This window comes from Marivivens niveibacter (assembly GCF_002150005.2).
GTDB lineage: Bacteria > Pseudomonadota > Alphaproteobacteria > Rhodobacterales > Rhodobacteraceae > Marivivens > Marivivens niveibacter.
Genome location: NZ_MSPP01000005.1, coordinates 73421 through 85795, shown reverse-complemented (window position 1 = coordinate 85795; position 12375 = coordinate 73421). Strand labels below are relative to the sequence as shown.

Sequence of the window (12375 nt, the reverse complement as noted above, 5' to 3'; positions counted from 1 at the left end):
CCGGCAACCGTAAAAATCCCCCTTTTTACAGCGGGTTAATCTGAATTCACGGGGTTTCGTATTATCACTTGACGATCTGTGTGTTAATTTGTCATACAAATCCCCACTGGCGGACAAAACGCCGAGGGAGGACATGATATGACACAGATTTTTAAACTTAGCGCTCTATCGGCAATTGCGATGGCTTGCGCGACTGTTGCACAGGCTGATGATTGGCGCGGTTGGGCAATCCACCCAGACGATTACCCGAACACCGTCGCGATGCAGGCATTCGCCGACAAAGTTGCCGAAGTCACCGAAGGCCGCATCACCCCAACTGTCTATGCAAACGGCATCTTGGGTTCGCAGCCTGACGCGATTGAACAGGTGCGCGCCGGCGCGTTGGAGTGGGCGAACTTTAACATGGGCCCAATGGGCGAAATCGTTCCTGCGACCAACGTTCTGTCGCTGCCTTTCATCTTTCGCGACATTGACCAGATGCACGCCGCAATGGACGGCGACGTAGGTCAGCAGTTTTCGGACGCGCTAAGCGAAGCAGGCATTGTTGCTCTGTCGTGGTTCGACAGCGGCTCGCGTAGCTTTTACAACACGTCGCGCCCAATCGTGACGCCAGCCGACATGGACGGCCTGAAATTCCGCGTGATGAACAACGATCTGTACGTTCAGATGGTTGAACAGCTGGGCGGCAACGCGACCCCGATGGCATACAGCGAGGTGTATCAATCGCTGCAGACCGGCGTAATCGATGGTGCTGAAAACAACTATCCATCCTTCGAAAGCTCGGGCCACTACGAGGTTGCAGGCTACTATTCGAAATCGAACCACCTGATCATCCCTGAATGCCTGTGCGTCGCCGCATCCGTATGGGAAGGCGTCAGCGATGAAGACAAAGCAGCGATCCAAATCGCAGCCCAAGAAGCCGCAGAAATCCAGCGTGACCTGTGGGCCGAACGCGAAGAGGCCAGCCGCATGAAGGTTGAAGAAGCGGGCGTTCAAATCAACGATGTTGCTGATCCTGCCGCTTTCCAATCCGCGATGGAGCCGATCTATGCGGATTTCATCGCGGCGCATCCTGAACTGGAACAGCTGATCAAAGACATTCAGGCAACTGAATAATGCGATCCGGCGGGCCGTACCATCGGCCCGCCATCCAAAAGGAGACACAGGCTTGACCGCTGATACCGAAACAAAAGGGCCAATCTATCGCGCCCTAAACGCCATTGCCTACGGCAGTTTGGTCATCGCTGGCGTCCAGCTGGTGACGCTGATCGTGATCTTTGGCTGGTTGGTTTATGGTCGGTACGTTCTGAACGATACGCCGACTTGGGTTGAACAATTGGCGCTATTGCTGGTCGTCTGGATCACCTTTTTGGGTGCGGGCGCTGGCGTTTGGTACAAAAGCCACCTGTCCATCGATTTCATCCGCGAAATGTTCCCTGATGTCCTGCGTATTCCAATGCGTTGGCTGGCGGTCATTGGCGTTTTGGTGTTCGGCGGATTTCTGGCGTGGCAGGGGTATACGTTGGCCCTAAAAACTTGGCCCCGTATCGTGCCGATGCTGGGCGTAAACGAAGGCTGGCGCGCGGTCCCAATGGCGATCTGCGGCGTTCAGACTGTGATCTTTTCTATCTACCATCTGGGCGAACTGGCCCGCGGTGAATTCAAACTGGCAGGAGAAGTCTAAGTGGGCCTGTCCATTCTATTCGGTATCTTTTTTCTGGGCCTGCTGGTCGGCATGCCCGTGGCCTTTGCGCTAGGTTTGGCCGCTGTCTGCGGGTTCATCTACGAAGGCCTACCGCTGTTCATTGGGTTCCAGCGCGTTCTGTCGGGCGTGTCGGTGTTTTCGCTGCTGGCGATCCCGTTCTTTATTTTCGCGGGCGAATTGATGATGCAAGGCGGCATCGCGAACCGTCTGGTGCGGCTGGCTGCATCTGCGGTGGGATCGATCCGCGGCGGTTTGGGCGTGGTGAACGTTCTGTCGTCCATGCTGTTTGGCGGTATCTCAGGCTCTGCCGTGGCGGATACATCTGCGCTGGGGTCGATCCTGATCCCCGTGATGAAAGACAAAGGCTATGACCCCGACTACGCCGTGAACGTCACCGTCACCTCGGCCGTTGCGGGCGTCGTGATCCCGCCCAGCCACAACATGATCTTGTTCGCGGTCGCGGCTGGTGGATTGTCTGTATCGCAGTTGTTCATCGCGGGCATCGTACCGGGGATGTTGATGTGTGTTTGTCTGGCAATCGTAGCCTATTGGGTTGCCGTGCGCCGTGGATACCCCGCCGAACAATACCCTGGTTTCAAGGCGCTGTTGATTGCGACCGTTGCGGCTCTGCCTGGTTTGATGACCGCCATCATCATCGTAGGAGGCGTGTTGTCGGGCGTCATGACTGTCACTGAATCGGGTGCTTTTGGTGCAATCTGGGCGTTCCTTGTCACGCTATTTGTCTATCGCGAACTGACGTGGCCTGCGTTCAAACGTGCGGTTTTGACCTCGGTTCGGACGACGGCGTTGGTGATGCTATTGGTCGCGACGGCCTCTGCGTTCAGCTATCTGTTGGCGCTGTACCGCGTGCCCGAATTGCTGGCCGAAACCGTGACCAGCATCAGCGACAACCCGATCATCATCCTGCTGATGATCAACGTGATCCTTCTGGTTTTGGGCATGATCATGGATATGGCTGCGCTGATCCTGATCTGCACCCCGATTTTCCTGCCGATCGTGATCGGTTTGGGCATGGACCCGATCCAGTTTGGCGTGATCTTGATGATGAACCTTGGTCTGGGCCTATGCACCCCACCCGTCGGAGCCTGCTTGTTTGTGGGCTGCGTTGTGGGCAAAGTTCGGATCGAACAGGCCGTCAAAACGATCTGGCCATTCTATATCGCAATTTTGGCAGCGCTGATGCTGGTGACCTATGTGCCCGCGTTTTCCATGTTCCTGCCTAGCCTGATGGAGTAACCGATGAAACGACTATTGATCACAGGTGCTGCGGGCAATGTGGGGAAAATGGCGCGCGAACGTCTGGCCCATTTGGCCGACACGATCCGCCTTAGCGATATCGCGCCAATGGATCCCGCTGGCCCCAACGAAGAGGTCATTCAATGCGATCTGGCCGATTATGATGCGGTTAATCAGTTGGTGCAGGGCTGCGACGGTATTCTGCATCTGGGCGGAGTTTCGGTCGAACGGACTTATGACCTGATCGAATCCGGCAACCTGCGCGGCGTTCATAACCTGTACGAGGCCGCCCGCGCGAACGGAATGCCGCGCATCGTTTTCGCCAGTTCAAACCACACGATTGGATACTACCCCCAAGACCAACGCCTGACCACCGATATGCCCACGCGCCCCGACGGCTGGTATGGTATTTCTAAGGTATTTGGCGAAGCCGTCGCCCAAATGTACCACGCCAAATTCGGCCAAGAAACGGCTCTGGTGCGTATCGGGTCCTGTTTCGAACGTCCCGTTGATCGGCGGATGATGGCGACTTGGTTCAGCTATGATGATTTCTGTTCGCTTATGGAACGCATCTTTGCTGTGCCGAAATTGGGGTGCCCTGTGATTTGGGGCGTGTCTGCCAATACCTGCGGTTGGTGGGATAATTCCCACGTCAATTGGCTGGGATGGTCGCCCAAAGACAACAGCGAAACCTACAGAGAAGAGGTTGAAAAACTGCCACCCCGTCCGGCTGATGCGCCCGACGTTCTGTGGCAGGGCGGCATGTTCACCGCCGATCCGATTTTCAAGGACTGATAGGTCCACACAATTTGAACCCACACAACGGGGCCTTCGGCACCGAACCAAGGCGTCTTGCCTGAAAGGACATATAATGACCTTCACACCACATGGAAAACACCTGATTGCTGGGGAATGGGTATCGACGGACGCGGTGTTTGCGTCCGAACCGGCGCACGGCCCTGCGCATGATTTTAGCGTGGGCAATGTTGATCTGGTGGAACGCGCCTGCACAGCGGCCGAGGATGCCTTTTGGTCGTTCGGCTATTCCATCCGCGCCGACCGCTCCGCGTTTTTGAATGCGATTGCGGACGAAATCGATGCGCGCGGCGATGCGATCACTCAGATCGGAAGCCAAGAAACCGGCCTGCCAGAGGCACGCCTGATCGGCGAACGTGGCCGCACCACGGGCCAGCTGCGCCTGTTCGCGTCGCACATCTCGGCGGGTGATTATCTGGACCGCCGCTTTGATGCGGCCCTACCAGATCGTGCGCCTTTGCCGCGCCCAGATCTGCGGATGATACAGCGCCCAATTGGCCCTGTGGCTGTCTTTGGCGCGTCGAATTTCCCTTTGGCGTTTTCGACGGCGGGCGGCGACACGGCTGCGGCGCTGGCGGCGGGTTGCCCTGTCGTCGTCAAAGGCCACAGCGCCCACCCCGGCACCGGCGAAATCGTGGCCGAGGCGATCCACGCAGCGATCCAGAAATGCGGCCTGCACGGGGGCGTCTTTAGCCTGATTCAGGGGGGCAAACGCGATGTCGGCACCGCCTTGGTCCAGCATCCGTTGATCAAGGCCGTCGGCTTTACCGGATCGCTGGCGGGCGGTCGTGCGCTGTTTGATCTATGCGCACAGCGCCCCGAGCCGATCCCGTTCTTTGGCGAATTGGGCAGCGTTAACCCCATGTTCATCCTGCCAAACGCAGGATCCAATCGCGGCACCGATATCGCCGCTGGCTGGGCCGCATCGCTGACGATGGGCGCGGGGCAATTCTGCACGAACCCTGGTATCGCCGTGGTTCTGGCCGATCAGGCCGATGAATTTGCTGCCGCCGCAGCGCAGGCGTTGGAGCCAACTGGCGCGCAGACCATGCTGACCGACGGCATCGCCGCCGCCTACCGCGATGGCCGCGACCGCGTGGCGGCTGGCGCTGGCGTGCGCGATGTGCTGACGACCACCTGCGATCTGCGCAACGCGACCCCGTATCTGTTCCGCGTGTCGGGTGCCGACTGGATCGATAACCACGTTCTGGCCGAGGAAGTCTTTGGCCCGTTGGGCCTGATCGTGACCGTGGACAGCGTCGACGAAATGGACGCCATCGCCCGCAGTTTGGTGGGTCAGCTGACCTGCACGATCCACATGGACGACGCCGACGCAACTGATGCACGCCGCCTGCTGCCCGTGCTGGAACGCAAAGCCGGCCGCGTGCTGGCCAACGGGTTCCCAACCGGTGTCGAAGTGTCCGACACCATGGTCCACGGCGGCCCATACCCCGCATCCACCAACTTTGGCGCAACATCCGTCGGAACCCTATCCATCCGCCGGTTCCTGCGCCCCGTTTGCTATCAAAACATCCCAGCAGACGTCCTGCCGGATGATCTGGTCTGATTAATAGGAGTACCCACGATGATGACCCCATTAGAGATGAAAACCGCGCTGGGTTCCGGCCTGTTGTCTTTCCCTGTGACCCATTTCGATGCGGACGGGAAATTTCAGTCTGGCAGCTATCAAAAGCACATCGATTGGCTGGCGGGCTATGATGCGCCCGTGTTGTTCGCGGCAGGCGGGACGGGGGAGTTTTTCTCTCTGACGCCATCGGAAATTCCCGCGATCGTGCAATCGGCCAAAGAATCCGCTGGTAAAACCGCCATCGTTTCGGGCTGTGGTTACGGCACCGACATGGCCGTGGAAATCGCGCAATCGGTTCAAAAGGTCGGCGCGGACGGTATTTTGTTGCTGCCCCATTACCTGATCGATGCGCCGCAAGAGGGCCTGTACAACCACGTCAAAACCGTCTGCCAATCGGTCGATTTCGGCGTGATGGTTTATAACCGCGACAACGCCGTGTTGCAGGCTGATACGCTGGCCCGCCTGTGTGACGAATGCCCGAACCTGGTCGGTTTCAAAGACGGCACCGGCGACATCGGACTGGTCCGTCAGATCACCGCGAAAATGGGCGACCGCCTGACGTATCTGGGCGGCATGCCAACCGCCGAACTTTTCGCCGAGGCGTATTTGGGCGCTGGTTTCACCACCTATTCGTCGGCCGTTTTCAACTTTGTGCCTGCGCTGGCGAACAAATTCTACAACGCGCTGCGGGCCGGCGACCGCACCACTTGCGAAGACATCTTGAAAGGTTTCTTTTATCCCTTCATGGATCTACGGTCCCGCCGCAAAGGGTACGCCGTGTCCGCGATCAAAGCGGGCGTTCGTTTGGCCGGATTTGATGCGGGTGCCGTGCGTGCGCCTCTGGACGATTTGACCAAAGAAGAAGAGGCTATCTTGCAACAAATCATCGACGCAAACCCCGCCTGAGGCCGCCAATGAAAATCACCGAGGTAAAAACCCACCTTTTAGAGCACAGGCTAAAAGTCCCGTTTGAAAGCGCGTCAATGCGGTTCGACCGTCGCCAGCATGTTCTGGTCGAGGTGATCTGCGATGATGGCACGATCGGCTGGGGCGAATGCCTAGGGCCTGCGCGGGCGAATGCCTCGGTGGTGGCGACGTATCGAAATTGGTTGATCGGGCAAAACCCGCTAGAGACCGAAAAGATATGGGCGACATGTTATAACGCGCTGCGCGATCAGGGGCAGCGCGGGCTAACGGTCACGGCGCTGTCGGGTATCGATATCGCGCTGTGGGATATCAAAGGCAAAGTGCTGGGCCAATCGGTTGCGACGCTGTTGGGCGGGCGGTTCCGCGAAACGGTGCGCGCCTATGCGACGGGCAGTTTCAAACACGACGGTGTTGACCGCGTGGCCGATAATGCCACCGAAATGGAGGGCCACAAGGCCGCAGGTTTCCACGCTGCCAAGATCAAAATCGGTTTCGACGTAGACGAAGATTTGCGCGTCATCCGCGCTGTTCGTGACGTGATGGGCGATGATATGCGCCTGATGATTGATGCAAACCACGGTTACGATGTGGTCGATGCCGTGCGTCTGGGAAACAAAGCCGCCGACTACGATATCGATTGGTTCGAAGAGCCCGTCGTGCCCGAACAACTGTCGGCCTATGCCGATGTGCGCGCGCGACAGCCGATCCCCGTTGCGGGCGGCGAAACGTGGCACACCCGCTGGGGCTTTGCCGAGCCATTGGCGCGGCGCGTGATCGACATTGCGCAGCCTGATATCTGCGGCGTGGGCGGTTTCACCGAAGGCAAAAGGGTGGCCGATCTGGCTTCGGTCCACGGGGTGCGCGTTGTGCCGCATGTTTGGGGAACGGGCGTGCAGATCGCGGCTGCGTTGCAGTTTATGTCGGCGATGGTGCCTTCGCCCGTACGGCCCAATCCGGTTGATCCGATCATGGAATTCGACCGCACGCATAACCCGTTCCGTCAGGCCGTTTTGGAAACGCCAATTGAACATGAAAACGGTGTGGTGGCCGTACCAACGGGCGCGGGGCTGGGGATCGAAATTAACCGCGACGCGCTGCGCGAATTCGCGATGGGGGACGACTGATGATCGACAGAAAACTATCGGGCGAAACGCCGCGCATCGTTTTGCCAGCGGGCGCGATTGATACCCAAACCCATGTTTACGTCGATGGGTTCCCTGCCGTTGATGGCGGACCTGGATTGCCCCCCGCGCCTTTGCCAACGGCAGATATGTATCGTCAGGTGATGGAGTGGCTGGGCATTGATCGCGTCGTCGTGACCCAGGGCAACGCGCATCAGGCGGATAACGCGTGCTTATTGGCGGCCTTGGCCGAGCTGGGCGATATCGCGCGCGGTGTGGCCGTTATTCGTGGTGATGAAACGGACGCTGAAATGCAGCGCCTAGCCGACGGCGGAATTGTCGGCGCGCGGATCATGGATTTGCCGGGCGGCGCTGTCGGGCTGGAATCATTGGCCCGCGTCGATGATCGCGCGAATGCGGCAGGCTGGGCCATGGCCGTGCAGTTCGATGGCACGCATTTGCCTGAATTAGAGCCGCAATTGATGGGCATCAAATCCCGTTGGGTGCTGGACCACCACGCCAAAATTTTCGGCGGCGCAACGCAGCAACATATCGACGTGATCAAACGGCTGATCGACACAGGAAACGTGTGGTTCAAGTTCGCGGGTTGTTATGAAAGTTCGAACTCTGGGGGGCCTGAATTTGTGGACGTTGGGGACGTGGCGCGGCAGATCGTTAGCCATGCGTCTGAACGGGTGCTATGGGGCACGAATTGGCCGCATAATCTGGCAAAAACGACGGCCGAATATCCAGACGATGGGGCGTTGTTAGACACTGTTTTGGGCTGGGTTCCTACGGACTCTTTGGAACAGGTTTTGGTGTCTAATCCCCAAGATTTTTTTGGCTTTGATCGGTGGGCCTGATGCGGATCGTATCCATCGGCGAATGTATGGTGGAATTGTCCGGCGCGGGCGCCGATTTGTGGCGCAGTTCATTCGCGGGGGATACGTTCAACACCGCGTGGTACGCGCGGGCGAAATTGCCGTCGGCTATGGTCGATTATGTGACCTGCGTGGGGTCGGATCCGATATCGGATCGCATGGTCCAGTTCATGTCGAGCGCAGGCATCGGAACAGAGCATATCAATCGCCACCCGACCCGCAGCGTTGGCCTGTATATGATCGAGCTGCAAAACGGAGAGCGCAGTTTTTCCTATTGGCGCGATCAGTCCGCCGCGCGTTGTTTGGCGGATGATCTTGACGCGATTGAGCGGGCCATTCAGGGCGCTGATTATGTGTATCTCTCGGGTATTACTCTGGCAATTTTGCCGCGTGAAAAACTAGGTGATTTGCTATCGGTGTTGAGTGGGTCGAACATGGTGTTCGATCCCAACCTGCGGCCTCGGCTGTGGGAAAACGGCGATGTCATGCGGGCGGATGTCATGCGGGCCGCGGCCCAAGCTACGGTCGTTTTGCCAAGCTTTGAGGATGAGCAGACCCATTTCAATGATCAGACTCCTTTTGACACCGCGCAGCGCTATGCTGATGCTGGCGCAACAGAGATCATGGTGAAAAACGGCGGCGGTGATATGGTTGTTTGTGTGAATGGGGCCTGTGAGACGATTGCGGTCGGGGCGCCGATAGAGCCTGTCGACACAACCGGCGCGGGGGACAGTTTTAACGGTGCCTACTTGGCGGCGCGTCTGGCCGGACAAGAGCCGCACTCTGCCGCCCGCGCCGCGCATGAAACTGCAGCGCGGGTTATCCAACATCGCGGCGCTTTGATGGACATGGGTAATTTGAATTGAAACGGATTTTGGCCTTTGGCGATAGTTTGACGTGGGGCCATGATCCGGTTGACGGCACGCGGTTGGACGCCCGTTTTTTGTGGCCGAACGTTTTGGCAAAGGCTCTGCGCGCTGAGGTGATCAGCGAAGGATTAGGTGGCCGCACCACGATCTATGACGATGAAAACGGGCCGTGTGACCGTAATGGTGCGCGGGTTCTGCCCGTTTTGTTGCAGTCTCATAGCCCGCTGGATCTGGTCATCGTGATGTTGGGCACAAATGATCTAAAGCCTGATATCTGCGGCACGGCCGAGGGCGCGCGGGACGGTATTCGGCGGATTGTCGAAATCATTCGGCGTCATGATTATGGCGTTGTGGGGCTGGTGCCGCAGGTGTTGATCGTGTCGCCTCCGCCCTGTGTTATTGGGCCTGATGGCGTCACTGGCGGCGGGCGCGATATTGGGGAAACGCGGCGTTTGGCCCCGCTGTATTCTGCCTTATGTGACGAACTGGGCCTTTCGTTTTTCGATGCGGGGACTGTTAGTGTCGCGTCTAGCATCGATGGGGTTCATCTGGACGGGGCCAACACGGCTGCGATTGGTGCCGCGTTGGCCGAGTTTATTCACACTTCGCAAAAGGCATAGGCCAGGGGCGCAACGCCTTTGATATCGTCGGGCGTGATCGTTTCGCTGATGTAGTATTCGGGCGTGCCATCGCGATAGACGCCATCAAATCCGCCCAAGCCTGCGACGCAGCAGATATCGATGAACTGAGTGCGCCCTTCAACGGGCTGCAATTTGGTTTCGGTTAATGCGCCGAATGCGCGTAGGCCTGCCTCGCGCGTGATTGTCAGGCCCAGCCGGTCGGATTTCATCAAAGCATAGGCAAACATGGCAGAGGCCGACGATTCATCGTAGTTGCCAGCCAGATCGGGCATTTGCATGACCTGTTGCCACAGGCCGCTTTCGCGCTGGTTGGATAGCACGGCGTTCATCAGCGCGATTGTTTGCCGTTTGGGCGCGCGGGGATCGTCGCCCATCAGTTCCACCAGATCGACCAATGCCATCGCCAGCCAGCCCACCGCGCGAGCCCAGACGGCGGGGGATTGGCCGTTTTCAGCGCTCGCCCATGATTGGTTGTGGCTGTGGTCGTAGCCATGAATAAACAAACCGCCTGTGGTTTTGGTCAGCGCCAATGCGGTGTGTAGCTGGTCAATGGCGTCGTCAATCAGGCCTTGGTCATTCGTGCGCTGGCCGTATTCGACCTGAAACGGTAGGGCCATAAACAAGCCGTCCAGCCAGACTTGGTGTGGGTAACGTTGTTTGTGCCAGTAGTTTCCGGTGGAAATGCGCGGATGGGATTGCAATTGTTGGATCAACTGATCGACTGCGGTTTTGAAACGGCCCGAGTCCGCATGATCATCCAGATGAAACAGACAGCGGCCAGACAGGATGTTGTCGATGTTGAATTCATCGATCGAATAGCCCTGAATTGTGCCCGTTTCCGTGATTTGTTTGTAAATCAAACGGTTCAGGTGATCCAGCCATTTTTGATTGCCGGTTTTGGAATGCAGCCGCGCGAGCGAAAGATACAAAAGCCCGTCTTCGTAACACCAGCGGCCACCCTTGTACGGTGCATAGTCAGCGGCGTAGGCGTCAAAATAGTCCTGCAAATTCATTGTGTTGTCCTTTCGGGCGTCATGGATAGCCCGTGATCTTCAATCTTGATTTCCTGCGCGGCAGAGATGTTGGCAAATTCATACGCAATGCCCGCGTGGCGCATCGGGCGGATGTGATCGGCCATGATCGGCGGCGTTGGCACAGCGTCGGGGGCATAGCTGTCAATTGTGACGCGCTGAACGGAGATGGGGCCTATCGGGGATTCTGGCAGGCCGATGAACGCGCCGACAGCATGGGATAGCTGGCGGATTTCGACGTCTTGGATCGTGATTGTGCATATTTTTGGCGTGCGGTCCGAAATCGGCGCAAAGTCCCGCGATTGAACCCAATCATCATGGCCATCTGCGTCGCAGTGGTAGAACGCATTGGCGCTGAATGCGGTTTCGACGCTGTCCAAAATGACATCTTGGAACGTTATTCTATCAATGCGCCCACCGCGCCCTCGGCGCGTTTTTAGGCGCAGGCCGCGATCCGTGCCCTTCATTTCGCAGTGGGACACGGTAACGTCGGTGATGTCGCCGCTCATTTCCGATCCCAGAACGACGCCGCCGTGGCCGCGCTCCATCAGGCAGTGGGTGATGCTGACGTTTTTGGTAGGCGCTAAATGATCGGATTCACCCAAAGGTCCGCGCTTGCCCGATTTGATGGCGATGCAATCGTCGCCGACGGAAAATCGAACGCCTTGGAAGGTGACGTTTTCGCACATTTCGGGGTTGCAGCCGTCAGTATTGGGGCTGTCGTGTGGTGCGCTGATGTGCAGGCCGGCAATGGTTAGATTGCGGCAGCCTTGGGGGTGGATGGTCCAACTGGGGGCGTTGTCTATAGCAAATCCGATCAGCTGGACGTCGGAGCAATCGATCAGATGAATGCCGCGCGGCCTGCGGGCGTCTTCGCGTGTCTCTTTGGGCCATGTCCACCAATCGCCGCGGCTGCCACCTCCGTCAATTTGGCCTGGGCCCGCGATTGTAATGTTGCGTTGCCCCACGGCGTGAATGGGCGCGGCAAAACATGTTTCGGGGAGGCCTTCCCAACTACCCAACATGCGGCCTGTGTGGCTACGCGCGGGTAGTTTCGGCCAACCCGCGCGGTCCGAAGGCGCGATTAGATTACCGCGTATCAGCACCGTCAGGTCAGACCGCAATGCAACGGGTCCGCATATCCAGTCGCCAATCGGGATCTCAACAGTTCCACCGGGCGGCGTTGCGGCAATCGCGCGGGTAAAGGCGCGGGCGTTCGCGGCGGCGCGGTCTGCAGTGTCGTGTCCGCCCGCGCTTGCACCGTGGTCGTCTATACGCACCAGTCCAGAACAGGCGGGCGTTTTGAATTCTAATACGTCACCGCCAATGGACAGCTGGTATTCGGTGTCAGGTTCCAGCCCGTCGACCGTGGTGACGACCGTGTCTGTTTGCCCGTGCAAATCATTCAGCTGCCACGCCATAGGTGCGGGCAGGTGGTATTTCGCGCCTTTCAGCGGCAAACAAAACGCAAGCGTTCGCGCGGATAGCGCGGTAAGGCGAAGCTGGGTCATTTTGAACCTGTGTCGTCATAAATGGCCC

The 12375-nt window shown here is 58.2% G+C and carries 12 protein-coding genes; 10 read left to right on the top strand and 2 right to left on the bottom strand.

Annotated elements, in window-relative coordinates; translation table 11 throughout:
- Positions 1–138 precede the first annotated feature (138 nt).
- From BVC71_RS13095 to BVC71_RS13050, 10 genes are all read left to right on the top strand, one after another.
- Positions 139–1116, top strand: coding sequence for a TRAP transporter substrate-binding protein (locus tag BVC71_RS13095; protein ID WP_086452143.1), 978 nt, complete (start codon positions 139–141; stop codon positions 1114–1116).
- A gap of 52 nt (positions 1117–1168) precedes the next feature.
- Complete coding sequence (locus tag BVC71_RS13090) at positions 1169–1684, top strand: TRAP transporter small permease (RefSeq protein ID WP_086452142.1); 516 nt, start codon at positions 1169–1171, stop codon at positions 1682–1684.
- Positions 1685–2962 (top strand): TRAP transporter large permease, encoded by a 1278-nt coding sequence (locus BVC71_RS13085; RefSeq protein WP_086452141.1) that lies wholly within the window; start codon positions 1685–1687, stop codon positions 2960–2962.
- A 3-nt stretch (positions 2963–2965) separates the two neighbouring features.
- Positions 2966–3757 (top strand): NAD-dependent epimerase/dehydratase family protein, encoded by a 792-nt coding sequence (locus BVC71_RS13080; RefSeq protein ID WP_086452140.1) that lies wholly within the window; start codon positions 2966–2968, stop codon positions 3755–3757.
- A 76-nt stretch (positions 3758–3833) separates the two neighbouring features.
- Complete coding sequence (locus BVC71_RS13075; protein WP_086452139.1) at positions 3834–5345, top strand: aldehyde dehydrogenase (NADP(+)); 1512 nt, start codon at positions 3834–3836, stop codon at positions 5343–5345.
- Between the two features lie 21 nt (positions 5346–5366).
- The gene (gene kdgD, locus BVC71_RS13070; RefSeq protein WP_086452271.1) at positions 5367–6272 is read left to right on the top strand and encodes a 5-dehydro-4-deoxyglucarate dehydratase; all 906 of its coding nucleotides are present in this window, start codon (positions 5367–5369) and stop codon (positions 6270–6272) included.
- An 8-nt stretch (positions 6273–6280) separates the two neighbouring features.
- Entirely contained in the window at positions 6281–7417 is a 1137-nt protein-coding gene (locus BVC71_RS13065) for a mandelate racemase/muconate lactonizing enzyme family protein (RefSeq protein ID WP_086452138.1), read from the top strand.
- Positions 7417–8277 (top strand): amidohydrolase family protein, encoded by an 861-nt coding sequence (locus BVC71_RS13060; protein ID WP_086452137.1) that lies wholly within the window; start codon positions 7417–7419, stop codon positions 8275–8277. The genes BVC71_RS13065 and BVC71_RS13060 overlap by 1 nt, the downstream gene beginning before the upstream one ends.
- Positions 8277–9161, top strand: a complete 885-nt coding sequence (locus BVC71_RS13055) for a sugar kinase (RefSeq protein WP_086452136.1) — start codon at positions 8277–8279, stop codon at positions 9159–9161. The genes BVC71_RS13060 and BVC71_RS13055 overlap by 1 nt, the downstream gene beginning before the upstream one ends.
- Positions 9158–9784 carry an SGNH/GDSL hydrolase family protein gene (locus BVC71_RS13050; protein WP_086452135.1) on the top strand — a complete coding sequence of 209 codons (627 nt, stop codon included), beginning with the start codon at positions 9158–9160 and terminating at the stop codon, positions 9782–9784. The genes BVC71_RS13055 and BVC71_RS13050 overlap by 4 nt, the downstream gene beginning before the upstream one ends.
- Here BVC71_RS13050 and BVC71_RS13045 read toward each other — a convergent pair.
- Positions 9763–10818, bottom strand: coding sequence for a glycoside hydrolase family 88/105 protein (locus tag BVC71_RS13045; RefSeq protein ID WP_086452134.1), 1056 nt, complete (start codon positions 10816–10818; stop codon positions 9763–9765). The two genes, BVC71_RS13050 and BVC71_RS13045, sit on opposite strands and share 22 nt — an antisense overlap.
- Positions 10815–12347 carry a polygalacturonase PglA gene (gene pglA, locus BVC71_RS13040; protein ID WP_086452133.1) on the bottom strand — a complete coding sequence of 511 codons (1533 nt, stop codon included), beginning with the start codon at positions 12345–12347 and terminating at the stop codon, positions 10815–10817. Before pglA ends, BVC71_RS13045 begins: the two co-directional genes overlap by 4 nt.
- Positions 12348–12375 lie beyond the last annotated feature (28 nt).